Below are 18,026 nucleotides of genomic sequence, written 5' to 3' on the forward strand. Positions count from 1 at the left end.
CGCACACCGCGCCCGGGTCGCCCACCGCCCGGTCCGGCCGTCCGCCGGGCCCGGGCCGGCCACACACCGCACTCCGCGCCCGGGCCCGGCGGATCTCGGCTCAGGCCAGCTCGCGCATCCGGCGGACCGGGCTGGCCAGCAGGATCGCCGGGCTCGCCACGCTGACGATCGCGACCAGCAGCAGCGCCGTGCGCGGTCCCCAGGCCGCGGCGGCGGCGCCGGCGGCGAGGGCGCCGACCGGGATGGCGCCCCAGGAGACGAAGCGGACCGTGGCCATCACCCGGGAGAGCAGCTCCGGCGGGGTGTGGGTCTGCCGGTGGGTGCGGGTCACGATGCTGGTGACCACGACCCCGGCGGAGAACCCGGCGTTGCCGAGGGCGAAGAGCAGCGTGCCCCAGCCGGAGCCGGCCAGCGGCAGCAGCAGGGCGAAGACGGTGGAGACCACCGCGGCCCGGCGCAGCGAGGGGCCGCCGCCGAAGCGGGACACCAGGCGCGGCGTGGCGGCCGCGCCGAGCAGGCTGCCGAGGCCGCCGGTGGCCATCAGGGCGCCCACGGCGGCGGCCGGCGCGTCGAGGGTGCGGACCAGGAAGACCGGGGTGAGCGTCATCAGGCCGCCGCAGACGAAGTTCACGGCGGTGGCGTCGGCGACGCAGGGCCGGATCACCGGGTGCCGGGCGACGAACCGCCAGCCCTCGCGGATCTGCTCGCGCATCCCGGCGCCGCCGCTCGGCCGGGCGGCGGGCTGTCCGGCCTGCGGGAGGCTGCCGAGCAGCGCGGCCGAGACCACGTAGCTGGCCGAGTCCAGCAGCATCGAGGCCGCGCCGCCGACGAGCTGCACCAGCACGCCGCCCAGCGAGGGCCCGGCCAGGTCGGTGGCCGCGATGCTGCCGGAGACCAGGCTGTTGCGGGCGGTCAGCTGCTCCTTGGGGACGACGGTCGGCAGGAAGGTGGAGTTGCCGACGTCGAAGAGCACGCTCGCGAAGCCGACCAGCAGCGCCACCACGACGAGTTGCGTCAGGCCGAGCACCCCGAGGGCGGCCGCCAGCGGGATCGACGCCACGGCGGCGGCGCGGACCAGGTCCATCGCGACCTGGGTGCCGCGCAGCGGGAGGCGCTGGACCAGGACGCCGGCGGGCAGCCCGATCACCAGCCAGGCGAGGTACGCGGCGCCGGTGATCAGGCCGACCTCGAAGGCCGAGGCATGCAGGGTGACGACCGCGATCAGCGGCAGCGCCACCGTCGTCACCTGGTCTCCCAGCCGGCTGACCGTCGAGGCCGTCCAGTAGCGCCAGAACGCCGTCGCCCCGCCGCTCCCGCCGCCCCCGCGCCGTCCGGGCCGTGCCGGGTCCGCCGTCGCCGTCGCGTCCACCGTCTCCGTCGTCATGTCCCACCCCTTCGTCACCGGTCGCACGACCGAGTGAGTTCCTTTTGGGAACTCACTATAATGGGTGCTCATGCGGTACACGGAAGCGGCTGACCCCGACTGCGCGATCTCCCAGGCCCTGGCGGTCGTCGGGGACACCTGGACCCTGCTCCTGATCAGGGACGTCGCGGGGGGCACCCACCAGTTCGACGCCCTGCAGAACGGACTCGGCATCAGCCGCAAGGTGCTCACCGAACGCCTCAAGGCGCTGGTCGCCGACGGTGTGCTGGAGAAGCGGCTCTACCACCCCCACCCGCCGCGCTACGAGTACCACCTGACGGACCGGGGCCGCGGCCTGCTGCCGGTCCTGGTCGCCCTCCAGGACTGGGGCGGGCGCTACGTCCTGGGCGACGGCACCCTCACCGGCACCAGCACCCCCGACTCCGCCGAGACCCGCCGGGTGCTGGCGCTCACCGGCCACCGGCTGCCCGCCCTGGAACTCGCCGCCGCCTCCGGCGGCTGGACCGACCCGGTCGCCGCGGACCGTGCCTGGACGGTGCTGTACTGCTACCCGGGCGCCTACGCGCCGGGCACGATGGGCCACCCGCCCGGCTGGGGCGAGATCCCCGGCGCCCCCGGCTGCACGCTGGAGTCCTGCACCTACCGCGACCGGATGGGCGAGTTCGCCGCCCGCGACACGGCCGTCCACGGCGTCAGCACCCAACGCCCGGACCAGCTGGCCGCGTTCGCCGACCACGCGCGGATCCCGTTCCCGCTGCTCTCCGACGCCGGACTCGAACTCGCCGCCGCCCTGCGGCTGCCCACCTTCCGTGCCGCCGGCGCCGAACGCCTCAAGCGGCTCACGCTGATCCTCGACGCCGACCGCACCGTCCGCGGCGCGCTCTACCCCGTCCCCGACCCCGCGGGCTCGGTCGAGGACGTCCTCAGCCTGCTCGACGGCCTGCGCGGCGAATGACGGGCCGCGCCGCCCGGGGCGTCGGTGGGCGCGCTCGGTACGGCCGTCCTGTTCAGCACCCTCGACGGCGGCCGTCCGGACCTGCCGGCCTGTCGCCTGCTGCCTGCCGCCGCTCCGACCACGCCCACCGGCGGCTGCCTCCCGCTACCTCCGGCCCCGCCCGCCCAGGGAGCGGCGCGCCGCGCCGAAGGTGAGGGCGGCCCAGAGGACGGCCGCGGCGCCGGCGACGTAGACCCCGGCGCCGCGGAAGGACAGGTCGTCGTCCAGGGTGGCCGGCGGTGCCCAGCCGTCCGGGTCGGCCAGCACCGTGGTGGTCCGACCGACCGAGCCGCCCGAGCAGCCGGTGCCAACGACGCTGCCGTGCGGCAGTGGTTGGCCGTCCTCGCGCCGGATGCCGCAGGTCCAGCTCACCTTGCCCATCCGGTCCTTGCCGCTGTGCGCCGAGGTGATCACGACCCGGGTGTCCACCCCGCGGTGGGCGATCAGCTGGGCGCGCAGCGCGGCAGTGGGGATCACCAGCAGCAGTACGCCCAGGAGGACGGCCGGCCAGATCACCCACCCGGTGCTGCGGATCATCATCAGCCCGACCACGGCCGCCATCAGCACCAGCACCGCGAGGACGGTGCACGGGGCCTGGTAGTCCGGGTTGGTGGCGAGCGCGAGCAGTCCGACGATCAGCAGCGGCGCGAGCAGCCCGACCAGGAGCGCCGTGCGGCGCACCGTGCGCGGCGCGAGCCGGATGTCCTTGCCGGAGCGTCGGCGGGCCGGCTTCGGCGATCGGCCGGCGCCCGCGGCGAGCGGTCTCTTCTGCTTCTTGTTCGGACGCCTGGCCATGCTGCCCCCGTGTTTCCGGTGGTTCCGTTCGTGCTCGCGACAGTGTGACGGCAGCCCCGGAACCGGGGAAGACCGGGGTGCCGGCGGTCCGACTCCGCTGCCGTTCTGACGCCCCGTCGCTTCGGTGGTTCTGTTCCGAACGAATTCACCGGGTGATCGCCGAAAGTCTTGGGGTGTGGGGCGCATCACAGCTCCCGGGGCCGTTCGGACTCCTACGATCGTGATCGCGGACGTTCGCCACGAGCCCGGCGTCCGCCGTACCACCGCGATCCGGCCCGAGGAGAAGCGCACCTTGACCACCCCCACCGCCGCGCCCGACAGCTACTACCAGCGCACCGGCGAGCACAGCTACAAGCCGACCGCCCACGCGCAGGGCGCCTGGCACCCCGACGAGCAGCACTTCAGCCCGGTCGGCGGCCTGATCGCCCACGCGATCGACCGCCACCGGGCCGACCGCCCCGCCGACGGGCTCGCCCTGGCCCGGATCAGCTACGACATACTCGGCCTGATCGCCCTGGACGAGCTCGAGATCACGGTGGAGACCCTCCGCCCGGGGCGCACCATCGAGCTGGTGGAGGCGGTGGCCTCGGTCAACGGCCGGGCGGTGGTCCGGGCGCGCGCCTGGTTCCTGGCCGAGCAGGACACCGGCGCCGTCGCCGGGACGCACGACGAACGGCTGCCCGCGCCGCAGGAGTTCGAGTCGTGGGCGATGGACGAGCAGTGGGGCGGCGGCTACATCGCCTCGGTCGAGGTCCGCCGCCGCTCCACCGCCCCCGGCCGCGCCGCCGCCTGGCTCTCCACCCCGCTGGAGATCGTCGCGGGGGAGCGGAGCAGCCCGCACGCCGCCTTCATCGCCCTGGTCGACACCGCCAACGGCATCGCCGTCCGGGAGCAGCCGACCGCCTGGATGTTCCCCAACACCGACCTGACCATCCACTTCCACCGCCGCCCCGACGGCCGCTGGACCGGCCTGGACACCAGCGTCAGCTTCGGACCGTCCGGCCACGGCGTCACCAGCACCGTGCTGCACGACGTCCACGGGCCGGTCGGGCGGGCCGAGCAGATCCTCACCGTCCGCCCGATGCCCGGCAGTTGACGCCCGCCGGCAGGCCGATGGCGCCACCCCCGGCCAAGGGGGCGGCGCCATCGTTGTGGTACCGGCTCAGCCCGGCAGCGAGTCCATGAAGGAGCTCACCGAGAACACCGCCTTGCCCGGCCCGGCCGGTCCGTAGCCGGGCGGGGAGGAGAGGCCGAACTCCTCCAGGGTGGCCCGGTAGGCCTGCAGCAGCCGGATGTGGTACTCCAGCGGCGCGCCCTGCGGGTTGGCCTTGCCCAGCGGGGTGGTGGGCTCGGGGCACCAGGTGGTGAAGCGCGGCACCACGCCGTGGGACATGAAGAAGCGCAGTCCTTCCCGGGTGGAGGCGATCGCCTCGTCGACCGTGGTGAAGCCGAAGGGCTCGGCCATCTCCACGCCCGCCACGAAGTTGGGGATCACGTTCTCCGCGCCGAACACCTCGGTGGAGTCGAGGATCCGGCGGTGCCACTCGTCCCGGCCGACGTAGCGCTCCTTGCCGGGGCAGTAGAGCTCGAACAGCCGCTTGTCCCACACCTCGAAGTTGGGGTGGTAGATCTTCACTCCGTAGTCGTGGAAGCGCTGGACGTCGTCGCGCGGCAGCGCCTGGGCGACCACCTTGCCGATCCACCGGTCGGGGAAGCGTTCCTCGATGGCCTTGGCGTACTGGCCGTAGAAGTCCGCCTCGTCCCGGCCGCCGACCTGCGAGGTGATCGCCCCGCCGGTGAGGGTGTACGCCCGGGAGGCCCGGGCGGTGTCGTGCCGGTCGATGATCTCCAGCGCCTCCAGCACCTCCTCGACCGGCTTGACCCCGGTGTACGGGCGGCCGGCGGCCTTGTGCTGGCGCCAGTTGTGGTTGATGTCGCAGTACTGGCACTCCTCCTTGGCGCCGAAGTACTGGCAGACCCGGAACACCGTGAGGTAGATCAGGTAGCCCCACTGGATGGTGGGGGCGACCTCCATCACCGACTTCCCGTTGGCCAGGGTGTGCCGGTAGTAGTCGGGCATCGGCGGCAGGCCGACATCGGCGATCCGCGCGCCGTCCAGGTGGAGGCCGAGCGAACCGTCCTCGCCGGCGCGCACCCGGTAGGGCGAGTCCGGGTTGACCCGCACCGACACCACCGTGCGGCGCAGCCCGTACGGCCCGCCGGTCAGCACGAGCTCCTCCGGCGGCCGGTTCAGCGCGGCCGCGCCGAGCTCGGGCAGGGTGCGGTGGTCGAAGGAGAAGATGAAGTACGACTTCGGCTTGACCTCGCCGCCTCCGTCGGCGCCGGTGCTGCCGCTGAGGGCGGACTCGTCGAAGGCCATGCCGCCGCGCAGCAGGTCCTCCTTGATCACCGCCTCCCGGGGCACGTCGGGGAAGCGCTCCATGAGGTCCTCGACGACTGCGGTCCGGCTGCGGGCCTGGCTCTCCATGCGCTGCTCTTCCTTCCTGGCCCCGTTCCTCTCACGGCGCTGCGCCCATTCTTCTCCCCCTTACACAGGTGGGACGGACAGGGCCGCCCGGCGCCGACCCGCCGTACGGGACCGCCGGGGCGCAACGCCGGCCGGTGAGCCGGGCCACGGGTCGAGATGCACCGGGTTGACGCGGCGTCGGGGCGGGGCGGGTCGACCGGTTCGGGGTCGGGGCGCCGAGCCGAGGGGTGGCCCATGCATGACAGGGGCACGGGCAAACGCCGTCGGCATGAACGTTCACCCTATCGGGTGTAGAAGATCGTCCGTTGGGATCCGGAACGGACCTTCGCGCCTACGGTGGGGAAGCGAGCGAGACGGGGCCCGCGGCGTGGAGTTCCCCATCGCGTCGGGCGGATGACGACCCGTCACATCATGCGATCCCTCTCAGAGGAGGCTCCATGCCCCTGCGCATCACACCGGGCACCCGAACCGGGCCCGCGCCCGCCCCGGCGGTGGGCCCGTGAGCTCCCCGACGATCGGACGGATCCTCCGCGGTCCCACCGGACTGGGCACCGCCGGGCTGCAGTTGAGGCCGCAGGTCCCCGGCCCCGAGGCCCCGACGGCGGCCGGCGCGGAGAACAGGGTGGTCGAGACCGTGGCACTGGAGGCCGTCGTGGCCAGGACGGCGACGCTCGGGGCGGCGGTCCCGGACGTCCAGCGGTCGTCGCTGCCCGTTCCCTCCCTCCCCGTGCCGTCCCTCCCCGCCGCGCTGACGGCCCCCCGGGCCACCGCGGCGTCGAGCGGCGGGAAGCCGAAGCTCGGCGACCCGATCCCCGGCCTCTACCACCACCCGATCGCCGAGCCCGACCCGGCCCGGGTGGAGGCGCTCAGCCTGAGGATCAAGGCCTGGGCGATCGACGAGATCGAGCTCTACCCGCCGGAGTGGGAGAAGGACTTCGACGGGTTCTCCACCGGGCGTTACATGGTGGCCTGCCACCCCGACGCGCCGAGCATCGACCACCTGATGCTCGCGGCCCGCCTGATGGTCGCCGAGAACGCGGTGGACGACTGCTACTGCGAGGACCTCGGCGGCTCGCCGATCGGCCTGGGCAGCCGGCTGCTGCTCGCCCACACCGCGCTGGACCCGCTGCACACCACCCCCGAGTACCACCCCGGCTGGGAGGCCTCGCTCTCCGAGGACGCGCCCCGGCGCTCGTACCGCTCGGCGATGGACTACTTCGTCCGCGCCTCCACGCCCTCCCAGGCGGACCGCTTCCGGCACGACATGGCGCGGCTGCACCTGGGGTACCTGGCCGAGGCCGCCTGGGCCGAGACCGACCACGTCCCGGAGGTGTGGGAGTACCTGGCGATGCGCCAGTTCAACAACTTCCGCCCCTGCCCGACGATCACGGACACCGTCGGCGGCTACGAGCTGCCCGCGGAACTGCACGCGCTGCCCGCCATGCAGCGGGTGATCGCACTGGCCGGCAACGCCACCACGATCGTCAACGACCTGTACTCGTACACCAAGGAGCTCTCCAGTCCCGGGCTCCACCTGAACCTGCCGGTGGTGATCTCCGAGCGGGAGGGCGTCTCGCGCAAGGAGGGCTACCTGAAGGCGGTCGAGGTCCACAACGAGCTGATGCACGCCTTCGAGGCCGAGTCGGCCGCGCTGGCCCTCGCCTGCCCGGTGCCGACCCTGGTGCGCTTCCTGCGCGGGGTGGCCGCGTGGCTCGACGGCAACCACTACTGGCACCAGACCAACACCCACCGTTACAGCCTGCCCGACTTCTGGTGACCGAGAGGCCCCGGAAGCCGCCAATTGCCCAATAACCAACCGTAAGAACCTTGGAGTTGACCCATGTCCCTGACCGACGACATCACTACCCCCAGCAGCGCCATCCCCGACCCGGCGACTCCGTACCAGGGCGACATCGCGCGCTACTGGGACCACGAGGCACGCCCCGTCAACCTGCGCCTGGGCGACGTCGACGGCCTGTACCACCACCACTACGGCATCGGCGAGATCGACCGGGCGGCTCTCGGCGACCCGGCCGACACCGAGCGCGAGAAGAAGGTCATCGCCGAGCTGCACCGGCTGGAGTCCGCCCAGGCCGACCTCCTGCTCGACAACCTCGGCGACATCCGGGCCGAGTCCACACTGCTCGACGCGGGCTGCGGCCGCGGCGGCTCGATGGTCATGGCCCACCAGCGCTTCGGCTGCCGCGTCGAGGGCCTGACCCTCTCCACCCAGCAGGCCGACTTCGGCAACAAGCGCGCCGCCGAGCTGGGCATCGGCGAGTTCGTCCGCTCCCGGGTGGCCAACATGCTGGAGATGCCCCTGGAGAACGGCTCGATCGCCGGCTCGTGGAACAACGAGTCCAGCATGTACGTCGACCTGCACGACCTGTTCGCCGAGCACTCCCGGGTGCTGGCGGTCGGCGGCCGCTACGTGACCATCACCGGCTGCTGGAACCCCAAGTACGGCCAGCCGTCGAAGTGGGTCTCGCAGATCAACGCGCACTTCGAGTGCAACATCCACTCCCGCCGGGAGTACCTGCGGGCGATGGCCGACAACCGCCTGGTGCCCCAGGCCGTCATCGACCTGACTCCGGACACCCTGCCCTACTGGGAGCTGCGGAACACCACCTCGCTGGTCACCGGCATCGAGGAGGCGTTCATCGAGTCCTACAAGGACGGCTCCTTCCAGTACGTGCTGATCGCGGCCGACCGGGTCTGATCGGGGCCACCCGGATCTGACCGCATCTGACCAGGCCCGACCGGGCGCCGACCACCGGGCCGACGGGGCGGCCTCCTCGTACCCGCGTGAGGAGGCCACCCGTCGGCCGTCACCACCGGGGCGGGTGCCGTCACGCGGTGCCGCGGCGGGTGAAGGTGAGGTGGGTGACACCGCTCGGACCGGCCACCGCCTCGGAGTCGAACCGCTCCTCCAGCCCTTCGAGCCCGGCCCAGAGAGACTCGCCCCGCCCGAGCACGATCGGCACCACGACCACGTGCAGGTGGTCGATCAGGTCGGCCTCCAGGAACGCCCGGACGGTGCGCGGGCCGCCGCCGATCCGGACGTCCTTGCCGCCGGCCGCCTCCCGGGCCTGCCGCAGGGCCTCCTCGGGCGTGGCGTCGATGAAGTGGAAGACCGTCCCGCCCTCCATCTCCACGCTGGGGCGCGGGTGGTGGGTCAGAACGAAGACCGGGGTGTGGAACGGCGGGTTCGACCCCCACCAGCCCTTCCAGTCCTCGTCCTGCCAGGGCCCGCGCTGCGGACCGAACTTGTTGCGGCCCATGATCTCCGCGCCGATGCCGTCGGCCCAGGTGCGGGCCATCGCGTCGTCCACCCCGGTGCCGCCGCCCTCCCGGCCCTGCATCCGCCGGAACGTGCGGGTGCCGAAGAACCACCTGTGCAGCCGGTCGGCGGCGTGCCCGAAGGGGCTCTCCAGGCTCTGGCCCTCGCCGGTGCCGTAGCCGTCGAGGGAGATCGAGAAGTTGTGGACCCGGACCAGGGACACGGTGCTGCCTCCACTGCTCTTCGTTGAATTCGGCTGCTCGCGGCCGCCCGCCACTCCACCGCTTCCGGCGTCCGCTCGCGGTCACGCTAGCGCCCGGGCCCGACGATCCTGACGTTCCGTCACCGGCGGGGCGTGGCGGCCGCTGCGCGGGGAGGCCCGGGTCAGGAGTGGTGAAGCCGTCACGATATTGTCGTGCCTTCTTCACGAGGTGCACGCCCCGACGGGCGATGCTGCCTCCGGCGGCGCGCACGGGCGGCCGCCGCAACGGACCCCGGGGGGAACGATTCCGATGACCGCACGCCGCACGACCTCAGGCCGTACCCTGGCCGGCCTCCTGGCCGCAGGCCTGCTCGCCGGGGCCGCCGCCCTGGTGCCGAGCGCGGCCCCGGCGGCCGCCGACACCGGCACCGGCGACCTGCCCTTCGGCTCGGCCACCACCGTCGGCCTGCACAACACCTACGACCCGGCCGCCTACCAGTACCTCGCCCAGAGCCTGGACACCGGCACCGGCATGGTCGAACTCGACCTCTGGACCGACGTCATCACCAAGGAGTGGAAGGTCAGCCACTCCAACCCGCTCGGCAACTCCAACAACTGCACCGCCGCCGACAACCCGGGCCAGCTCTACGGCGGCGGCACCAACAAGAACCTGGAGCACTGCCTCGACGACATTCGGGTCTGGCTGGGAGCCCACCCGGCCGCCGGACCGCTGGTGGTCAAGCTGGAGCTGAAGGGCGGCTTCGCGGCCAACATGGGGATGGGCCCCGACCAGCTCGACGCGCTGATCGCCGCGCACCTCGGGGACGCGGTGCTGCGCCCGGCCGACCTGCTGGTCAAGCCCGGCGGCGGCTCGTACGCCACCGTCGACGAGGCGGTGCGGGCGGGCAACTGGCCGAGCCGCTCCGCCCTCGCCGGGCGGGTGCTGCTCTACGCGATACCGGGGACGGTCGAGGAGAACAACCCCTTCGACACCCTGCACACCGACGTCGAGTACGGGCGGCACCTGCGCGACCTGGCCGCGGCCGGGCGGATCGGCCAGGCCCAGCTGTTCCCGGCCGTGCACGGCGCGGCGGCCGGTGACCCGCGCAGCAAGTACACCGGCGCGGACACCGGGATCCGCCCCTGGTTCGTGGTCTTCGACGGCGACGCCGCCACCTACCTCAACGGCATCGACACCGCCTGGTACGACCGCTCGCACTACCTGGTGGTGATGACGGACGCCCAGAACGTCGCGCCGCAGATCAGCGCCACCGACCCGACCGCCGACCAGGCGCGGGCCCGGACCGAGCAGCTGGCCCGGGCGCACGCCAGCATCGTGTCCAGCGACTGGCGCAAGCTCCCGACGGTGCAGTCCCTGGTGCTGTCCCGCGGCTGACGCTCCGCGGCGGCCCGGCCCGGGTGATCTGCGTGACCCGGCCGGGCTCAGCGGCGACGGCCCCCGCCGAGCCGGTCGATGTGGGCGAGGACGGCTCCGGCGCCGTCCTCGCCCGCGACGAGCCCGGCGACCTCGGCCGTCCGAGCGGTCAGCGCTGCGCAGTCGCCGGCCTTCCGGGGGAAGTCATCGACGGATACGGCGAGTTGACCGGAGATGAAGACTCCGAACGGGGCTTCCGGGGAGCTCAGGGGCTCGCCATCCTGGTTGGCATGACCCGAACTCTACGCGCGTGGAAATCCCGTGCCGCCGCCGTCGCCGTCCTCTCCCTGGCCACCCTCGCGCCCGTCGCCGTCGCGACCGAGGCGCACGCCGCGGTGAGCGGCAAGGTGTGCGTGTCCGCCCTGCCGTCCCAGGCTCGGACCACCCTCGGCCTGATCGCCAAGGGCGGGCCCTTCCCGTACCGCCAGGACGGCGTGGTGTTCACCAACAAGGAGGGAGTGCTGCCGTCCCAACGCTCCGGCTACTACCACGAGTACACCGTGGTGACCCCCGGCGCGCCGACCCGCGGCACCCGCCGGATCGTCACCGGCCAGCGCCACCAGGAGGACTACTACACCAGCGACCACTACGCGACCTTCCGCCTGATCGACTTCGGCTGCTGACCGCATTTGTCGCCCCCGGGCCCCGGGCCGCCGGAAGCCATGGCGAACGGGGCCCGCTCCCGGCCCGGGCCTCCGAGCGGCCCCGGTGCTCGGGCGCGGTAGGGGGGTGCAGCGCAAGACCCTGTTCCGCCCGGACCACCGTTCAACGCGCCGAACCGACCGCCCGGGTGCTGGAGGTGCTGGGCGCGCACATCGCCGTACCGGCGGCGATCGGCGTCCAGGTCACCGAACTCGACCGCGACACCTACCGCTTCGTCCACCACCCCGGACGCCGGCGGACGCGCACGGCCGCTCATCGGTCCACTGCCCGCCGCCGGGCCTCCCGGGCCGCCCGCGCCGCCTCGGCTACCGTGCGATCGGGCACCGACGGTATCGTGGCAGGCCGCGGAGGGGGCAAGCACATGGTGAAGGCAGCAGCGGACGACGGAGCAGGCGGGCCGGAGCAGCCGGGGGAGCGCGCTGCGGCCATCGCCCGCCGACTGGACCGGCTGATGGCCCGTGAGGCGGCACGGTCCGGCGGCCGCCCTCCGGCCTACCGTGAACTCGCCGACCGGATCAACCGCCTGGCCGGCCGGGACGTCATCTCCCGCGACACCGTCCGCAACCTCCACCTCGGCCTGAACCAGAAGGGCCAGGCCTGCAACCCCACCGTGGACACGCTCGACTGGCTGGGCCGGGGCTTCGGGATCGGCGCCGGCGCGAGCTACTTCCTGGACGACGCCAAGGCCGCCGTGGTCGACGAGCAGCTCGAACAGCTTGAGCGGGTCGCCGAGTTGAGGCAGGCGCTGGGCAACGACGGGGTGGTCAACCTGGCCAAGCGGGCCTCGGCGCTCTCCGACGGCAGCCTGCGGGTGCTGCTCTCCCTCGCCGACAACCTCCGCAAGCTCGAACAGGACGCCGCGGAGGACGGCCCCGTGGGGCAGGACGGGCGGCACACCACCCCCGCCGACGGAAGATGAGCGGGCGCACCGTGCCACCCCCCGGACCCGTACCCGATAGACGCCCCCGCCCCGAAGGAACACCCTCGCCTTGGTCTTCCCCCGCGGTCTGCGCCGACGCTGCGAGCAGCGGCTCTCCGGCCTGAGCCTGCCCGCCCCCTTCACCGTCGAGGGCTTCCGCGCCGCGCTGGAACGCGAGCGGGGCCGCCGCATCGTCATGGAGCCGCTGCCCGCGCTCGGCCCCGACCTCCCCTGCGGCCTGTGGATCGCGCTGCCCAGCATCGACGTCGTCTACTACGAGGAGCGCACCAGCCCGGCTCACCAGGATCTGATCAAGCTGCACGAACTCGGCCACGTCCTGTGCGGTCACACCGGCACCCTGGAGCTCTCCCGGCTGACCGCGCTGCTGCCCGACCTGACGCCCGAACTGATCGCCCAGCTGATGGGCGCGGGCCGGACGAGCTACCACACCGCCGAGGAGCAGGAGGCCGAGATGATCGCCCTGCTGCTGGCCGACCTGGTCGGCGCCACCACCGACCCGGGCCCCGTCTCCGATCGCCTGGCCGCGAGCCTGCTGCACCCGATCCGCCAGCCCCGGTGGAGGAAGCCCTGATGCGCCCGCTGTTCACCTGGCTGATGCCCACGCTCATCTGGGCCGTCGTGCTCTGGCGGGCGCCCTCCGCCTTCACCACCCGGGCGAACCGGGCGCTCTGGGCGGCCTTCGCCGCGATCGCCCTCGGGCTCAGCTGCCGCCCGGCGTTCATCGAGCGGGCGCTCGGCGACGTCACCGGCATCCGGGACGTCACCCAGCTGCTCAAGCACCTCGCCGGGGTCGCCGCGGCGTACTTCCTGCTGGAGTACGTCCAGGCGGTACGGCGGCGCCCGGATCGGCCGGGCGCCGCCCGCGCCCGACTGCTGCTCACCGTGGCCGCGGGACTCGCCCTGACCCTGCTGTTCGTCTTCGCGCTCCCGCACGACGCCGACGGCGCCTTCGGCATCGACGCCCACTTCGGCGAACCCGGGGTCAAGGTCTACCTGTGCGTGTTCGACACCGTCTTCGCGCTGGCCAGTGCACGCGCGACGGTCCTGTTCTGGTCGAACCGGGAGGCCGTGCCACCCGGAGCGCTGCGGGCCGGACTGACCTGCCTGGCCGCGTCCGGGGCCACCGGTCTGACCTACGCGCTCTACCGCTACCACTTCATCCTCACCAGCGGCAACGCGACCGAGTTCGACGCCGACGGCAAGCCGGTACCGCTGCAGGACACGCTCAGCGAGGTGCTGCCCGCGCTCATGCTGGTGCTGCTCGTCCTCGGCGTCACCGTCCCGCCCGCCCGGACGCTGGTCGGCTACCTGCGCGACCAGTACGCGCTGTGGCGGCTCCACCCGCTCTGGGCGGACGTGGTGGCCGCCGTCCCGCAGGTGGTGCTCGGCACCCCGAGCAGCCGGCTGCGCGACCTGCTGGCCGTCCGCGACCGCTCGGTCGAACTCGCCCACCGGGCCTTCGCCATCCGGGACGCGGCCCTGGTCCTGCGCGAGGACGCCCCGGTACCCGGGGCCGGTTCGGCGCCCGGGGCCGCTTCGACGGTCGCCGCCGACGAGGACCTCGCCCGGGTCGAGGCCCGCTGGCTGCGCACCGCCGTCCGGCACCGAGCCCGCCACCTCCCCGCCCCCGCACCGCCCTCGGCCCTGGCCGCCACCACCGGCGGCCGCACCCCGCGCGAGGAGATCGCCTGGATGCTCACCGTGGCCGCGGCCTACCGACAGCTCGGCGCGGACGAAGGCCACTGATCGGTCGGTACCTTGACAGAGCGTCATTCCCCTCCCCGGCCACGGTTGCCGCTCGATCCAGCCCGGGAGGTGCCGTTTTCCCTCCATGGCGATTATGATCGTCGCGCGGTGGAGGAGTCCGCCGCTGCCGACCTGGGGGCGGGGATGTGCGGTTCGGGAAGCGGTCGCGGCGGACGCCGAACCCGTGACACCGGTTGGAGCCGGCGGGTCGTAACCGCCCGACGAGCATGACGGTCCCCGAACCGGGCCGACCGGCGGGGCGCTCCCGACCTACGGGGGTGGGCGGGAGCGCCCCGCCGTCGGTCAGACCGCGCCGATGCGGCACGGGCTGGTGCAGGTGTACCCGCCGGTCTTCTTGGTGCTCATGACGAAGTAGGCGTCGTCCTCCGGCGGGACGACGCCATGGCGGATCCAGCCGAGCTCCACGGCCTGCCCCTCGACGGACTCCCGGCACATGTGCAGGGCCTCCCGGATCAGGCCGAGGGTGCGGGCCAGGCCCAGGGTCTCCAGGTTGGACAGCACCGCGTCGACGGCGAGCAGGTTCAGCCCGTCGCCCACGTTGACGGCCAGGCCGACGCCGTGTTCCTCGTGCATCGTGGGCAGCCCCGGCGGTGGGTGGACTCGTCAGCGATGTCGTCGTGGACGAGGAACCCGTTGTGGAAGAGCTCCAGTGCGGCGGCGGCGCGTACGGCCTCCTCCGGGCGGCCGCCGAACGCGGCGCAGGCCGCGATGGTGAGGGTGGGGCGCAGCCCCTTGCCCTGGCGTGCCGGGTAGCTGCGCATCAGGTCGTAGAGCTCGGCGCGCGGCTCGCGGTCCGGCATCAGGCGCTGCATCTCGTCCTTGGTGCGGCTGCGGCAGATCTCCATGGTCTGTCGCAGATCGGCATCGCTGATGCGGTCCTCGTGCCACCACGGGGAGGTCTGCCGGCCGTCCCAGAGCAGACGCGGGGCGGTGACGGTCGTACCGCCGACCAGGGCGGGCCGTTGCTGCCCGGGCATGTCGGCGGGCCTGAGCCCGGTGAGGAAGTCCAGTGCCCGCCACCGGCTGTCCGGCCCGGCCCGGTCCGCTGCGGCGGCCCCGGTGCTCGCGCCCCACAGCTGCGGTACCTGCTCGCGGTAGCTGCCCCACAGCTCCTGCACGGAGCGCAGCCCGGAGGCCCGCTGGGAGAGCAGGGTGAAGGCGCGCCAGGTGGCCAGGGTCTGCTCCTGGGAGCCGCGGACGTCGAGGCTCTCGGACAGGACCTCCGTGGTGGGGCGGCGCTGGAGGTCGAAGACGAGGTTCATCGCCCGGTCGTCGAAGGCGACCTCGACGTCCGGATCCGGGCAGCGTTCCTGGGCGACGATCAGGTGGCTGTGCTGGACGGTGAGGGTGGCATGGCTGCCGTCGTTGAAGTGCAGACCGAGCCGGATGCCGCGCATCTGGTCCGCCGCGGCGGCGACGATCGCCGGGGCGCGGTCGGCCAGCGCCGCGACCGTCCGCTCCAGCAGCCCGGCGCCGGTGAACGCGAGGGTGTCAGTCATGGGCACCCCCGGCGAACTCCACGATGCCACCGGTCTCGAAGGCCAGCAGGCGGCCGCCGATGACGGCTTCGACGCGGCAGGGGCCGAGCGTCTCGTGGACGCTGAACGGACGCAGGCTGGTCTCGGAGGGGTTGGCGATCCGGGCGGCCGTGCGGGCGTGGAAGTCCAGCACGACCCGGTCGTCACCCACCCGGGCGGTGACCACCAGGCGGCGGGGGACCATCCCCGTCGCCGGAGTGACGAGCGTCCGGGCCAGCGGGGGGACCAGCACCACCCGATCGCGGTCCAGCACGTCCTGGACCGCGATCTGCATGCTGCGCCGGGGGAAGCAGGGTCCCACTGCCCAGCCCTCCGGGCTCCGACTGCCAGCGCAGGTGCTGGTCACCGGCGAAGGGCGCGCACTGCGAGGTGCAGGGCCTGGACGTGCGGCGCAACCGCACGTCCAGCGCCGGGCCGGCCGACCGCCCCGGTCTCAGCCCAGCGGCTTGTCGAGGACCGCCTTGGCGTGGCTGAAGGTGTCGATGGAATACTCGCCGTGGTAGCGGCCCATGCCGCTCTCGCCGACACCGCCGAACGGCAGCTCGGGGACGGCCAGGTGCGACACGGGCAGGCCGAAGACGAGCGCGCCGGAGGAGGTCTCCTCGGCCAGCCGCTGCTTGGTGCGGTCGGAGTCGGTGAAGGCGTACAGCGCGAGCGGCTTGTCGCGCTCGTTGATGAAGGCGATCGCCGCGTCGAGGTCGGGCACGGTGATGATCGGCAGGATCGGTCCGAAGATCTCCTCCTGCATCACGGGAGCCGCGGGCGGGACGTCGGCGAGCACGGTGGGTGCCAGGTAGCGGGTCGCGCGGTCGTGGCTGGCGCCGGTGACGACCCGTCCCTCGCCGAGCAGGGCGGTCAGACGGTCGAAGTGGCGCTCGTTGACGATCCGCCCGTACTCGGGGTCGCCGGCCGGGTCGTCCCCGTGGGCGGCGCGGACGGCTGCGGCCAGTTCGGCCGCGAGCGCGGGGGCGGTGTCGCCGACGGCCAGCACGTAGTCGGGGGCGACGCAGGTCTGGCCGGCGTTGAGGAACTTGCCCCGGGCGATCCGCTGCGCGGTCACGGCCAGGTCGACGCCGGGCTCGACCACCACGGGGCTCTTGCCGCCGAGTTCGAGGGTGACGGGGGTGAGGTGCTTGGCGGCGGCGGCCATGACGATCCGCCCGACCGCGCCGTTGCCGGTGTAGAAGATGTGGTCGAAGCGCTGCTCCAGGAGTGCGGAGGTCTCCGGGACGGCGCCCTCCACGACGGCGACGGCCTGCCGGTCGAGGTAGCGGGGCAGCAGGCGGGCGATGGCCGCCGAGGTCGCCGGGGCCAGCTCGCTGGGCTTGACCACGGCGGTGTTCCCGGCCGCCAGGGCACCCACCAGCGGGGCGAGGGCCAGCTGCAGCGGGTAGTTCCACGGGGCGATGATCAGCACCACGCCGAGCGGGTCGCGGACCACCCGGGCCTGGGCCGGGAGGAAGGCGTCGGGAACGGCGGCCGGCTTCGGGCGCAGCCATTCCTCCAGGTGCCGCACCGTGTGGTCGAGCTCGTTGAGGGTGAAGGCGATCTCGGTGCGGTACGCCTCGGTGGCGCCCTTGCCCAGGTCGGCGTTGAGGGCGGCCAGGAACGCCTCCGACTGTTCGGTGAGCAGCGTGCGCAGCGCGCGGAGCTGGTCGAGGCGCCAGTCCAGCGGCTTGGTGCGTCCGGACCGGAACGTGGCCCGCAGCCGCTTCACGACGCTGTCGGCGTCGGTGGCGAGGGCCTCGACCAGCCGGTGGGCCAGAGCCGCGGAGGAGGCCGGGTTCTGTCCGGTGTACAGGTTGCGGTCGACGACGGTGTGCGGGGTGAACGGGGCGGCTTCGGCGAAGTCGGCGCCCAGCTCGACCAGACGGTCCTGGACCAGCCACGCGGCGCGGTCGGCCAGTCCGGCCGCGGTCTCCTCGGCGTTGGTGAACGCGGTCATGCGGTAGCCGGCGAAGGGCCAGCTGCCGTCCTCGCGGCGCGCGGCGAGCAGCGCGGCCGGTGCGTGGCAGATCACGCCGAGCGGCCGGCCCGAGTCGAGGGCGCGGGTGAGGATGCGGCCGGAGGCCTCGTTGACCGCGAGGTCCTCCATGGGGCCGTGGCCGCCGGGGTAGAAGACCAGGTCGTAGGCGTCCGGGTCGATCTCCTCCAGCGTGGCGGGAGCGGTGAGCGAGTCCCGGATGGAGTCGAGGTACGCGGTGACGGCGTCGGCCCGCTCCTGGCCGCCGTTGGCCGCGGCGGTCAGGCTGGCGCGGTCGACGGTGGCCGCCACGCCGCCGGGCGTGGCGACGGTGATCTCGTAACCGGCTTCGCGGAAGACGCGGTGCGGTTCGGCGAGCTCCTCGGCCCAGTAGCCGGTCGGGTGGGTGGTGCCGTCGGCGAGGGTCCAGTGCGTGGCGCCGGTGACGACGAAGAGGGCGGCGGTCATGGTGGTGCTCCGGGATGAGTTGAGGGATTCGATGGTTGATAGCCTCAAGTAATGCGTCGACGGTAGACCCCGATGGTTGAGGATGTCAACCAATCCCGCCTACACTCGA

General features: G+C 73.3%; 15 protein-coding genes and 2 pseudogenes. 9 read left to right on the plus strand and 8 right to left on the minus strand.

Going from position 1 to position 18,026, the window contains the following annotated elements; all coding sequences use genetic code 11:
* Positions 1-100 precede the first annotated feature (100 nt).
* Positions 101-1,384, minus strand: a complete 1,284-nt coding sequence (locus HS99_RS03460) for an MFS transporter (protein ID WP_078938683.1) — start codon at positions 1,382-1,384, stop codon at positions 101-103.
* Positions 1,385-1,454: 70 nt separating this feature from the next.
* Here HS99_RS03460 and HS99_RS03465 point away from each other — a divergent pair, with 70 nt between their 5' ends.
* Entirely contained in the window at positions 1,455-2,339 is an 885-nt protein-coding gene (locus tag HS99_RS03465; RefSeq protein WP_030279476.1) for a winged helix-turn-helix transcriptional regulator, read from the plus strand.
* 144 nt (positions 2,340-2,483) lie between these two features.
* Here the strand turns inward: HS99_RS03465 and HS99_RS03470 are convergent, their stop codons facing one another.
* The gene (locus HS99_RS03470; protein ID WP_030550466.1) at positions 2,484-3,173 is read right to left on the minus strand and encodes a hypothetical protein; all 690 of its coding nucleotides are present in this window, start codon (positions 3,171-3,173) and stop codon (positions 2,484-2,486) included.
* Between the two features lie 292 nt (positions 3,174-3,465).
* Between HS99_RS03470 and HS99_RS03475 the strand changes: the two genes are divergently transcribed.
* Positions 3,466-4,269 (plus strand): thioesterase family protein, encoded by an 804-nt coding sequence (locus HS99_RS03475; protein ID WP_030550467.1) that lies wholly within the window; start codon positions 3,466-3,468, stop codon positions 4,267-4,269.
* Between the two features lie 66 nt (positions 4,270-4,335).
* Here the strand turns inward: HS99_RS03475 and HS99_RS03480 are convergent, their stop codons facing one another.
* Positions 4,336-5,661 carry a radical SAM protein gene (locus HS99_RS03480; protein WP_030550468.1) on the minus strand — a complete coding sequence of 442 codons (1,326 nt, stop codon included), beginning with the start codon at positions 5,659-5,661 and terminating at the stop codon, positions 4,336-4,338.
* 514 nt (positions 5,662-6,175) lie between these two features.
* Here HS99_RS03480 and HS99_RS03485 point away from each other — a divergent pair.
* Both HS99_RS03485 and HS99_RS03490 read left to right on the plus strand, forming a co-directional pair.
* Entirely contained in the window at positions 6,176-7,438 is a 1,263-nt protein-coding gene (locus HS99_RS03485) for a family 2 encapsulin nanocompartment cargo protein terpene cyclase (protein WP_442354870.1), read from the plus strand.
* A 63-nt stretch (positions 7,439-7,501) separates the two neighbouring features.
* On the plus strand, positions 7,502-8,380 hold the full coding sequence (locus tag HS99_RS03490; RefSeq protein WP_030550470.1) for a geranyl diphosphate 2-C-methyltransferase: 879 nt from the start codon (positions 7,502-7,504) through the stop codon (positions 8,378-8,380).
* A 130-nt stretch (positions 8,381-8,510) separates the two neighbouring features.
* Here the strand turns inward: HS99_RS03490 and HS99_RS03495 are convergent, their stop codons facing one another.
* On the minus strand, positions 8,511-9,164 hold the full coding sequence (locus HS99_RS03495; RefSeq protein WP_030279488.1) for a dihydrofolate reductase family protein: 654 nt from the start codon (positions 9,162-9,164) through the stop codon (positions 8,511-8,513).
* Between the two features lie 289 nt (positions 9,165-9,453).
* On the opposite strand from HS99_RS03495, the gene HS99_RS03500 reads away from it, so the two are divergent.
* From HS99_RS03500 to HS99_RS44545, 5 genes are all read left to right on the plus strand, one after another.
* The gene (locus HS99_RS03500) at positions 9,454-10,539 is read left to right on the plus strand and encodes a phosphatidylinositol-specific phospholipase C domain-containing protein (RefSeq protein WP_030550471.1); all 1,086 of its coding nucleotides are present in this window, start codon (positions 9,454-9,456) and stop codon (positions 10,537-10,539) included.
* A gap of 269 nt (positions 10,540-10,808) precedes the next feature.
* The gene (locus HS99_RS03505; RefSeq protein WP_030550472.1) at positions 10,809-11,201 is read left to right on the plus strand and encodes a ribonuclease domain-containing protein; all 393 of its coding nucleotides are present in this window, start codon (positions 10,809-10,811) and stop codon (positions 11,199-11,201) included.
* Between the two features lie 167 nt (positions 11,202-11,368).
* Entirely contained in the window at positions 11,369-12,160 is a 792-nt protein-coding gene (locus tag HS99_RS03510) for a hypothetical protein (protein ID WP_050367069.1), read from the plus strand.
* A 70-nt stretch (positions 12,161-12,230) separates the two neighbouring features.
* On the plus strand, positions 12,231-12,752 hold the full coding sequence (locus tag HS99_RS03515) for a hypothetical protein (protein WP_046387084.1): 522 nt from the start codon (positions 12,231-12,233) through the stop codon (positions 12,750-12,752).
* A complete protein-coding gene (locus tag HS99_RS44545) occupies positions 12,752-13,927 on the plus strand; it encodes an MAB_1171c family putative transporter (RefSeq protein ID WP_030550476.1) in 1,176 nt (391 codons plus the stop codon). Before HS99_RS03515 ends, HS99_RS44545 begins: the two co-directional genes overlap by 1 nt.
* A 303-nt stretch (positions 13,928-14,230) precedes the next feature.
* On the opposite strand, the pseudogene HS99_RS03525 reads toward HS99_RS44545, so the two are convergent.
* The 4 genes and pseudogenes from HS99_RS03525 to HS99_RS46205 form a co-directional block, all read right to left on the minus strand.
* Positions 14,231-15,447 (minus strand): annotated as a pseudogene (locus HS99_RS03525) (polyprenyl synthetase family protein).
* Entirely contained in the window at positions 15,440-15,760 is a 321-nt protein-coding gene (locus HS99_RS03530; protein WP_030279503.1) for a hypothetical protein, read from the minus strand. The pseudogene HS99_RS03525 and the gene HS99_RS03530 overlap by 8 nt, the downstream one beginning before the upstream one ends.
* Positions 15,761-15,919: 159 nt before the next feature.
* A complete protein-coding gene (locus tag HS99_RS03535) occupies positions 15,920-17,239 on the minus strand; it encodes an aldehyde dehydrogenase family protein (protein ID WP_030550478.1) in 1,320 nt (439 codons plus the stop codon).
* Positions 17,225-17,917: pseudogene (locus HS99_RS46205) on the minus strand (type 1 glutamine amidotransferase domain-containing protein); the annotation flags it as partial. The pseudogene HS99_RS46205 and the gene HS99_RS03535, both read right to left, overlap by 15 nt.
* Between the last annotated feature and the right edge of the window lie 109 nt (positions 17,918-18,026).

Origin of the sequence: Kitasatospora aureofaciens, from assembly GCF_001188955.3 — a bacterium.
In the GTDB taxonomy this organism is placed as follows: Bacteria; Actinomycetota; Actinomycetes; order Streptomycetales; family Streptomycetaceae; genus Kitasatospora; species Kitasatospora aureofaciens.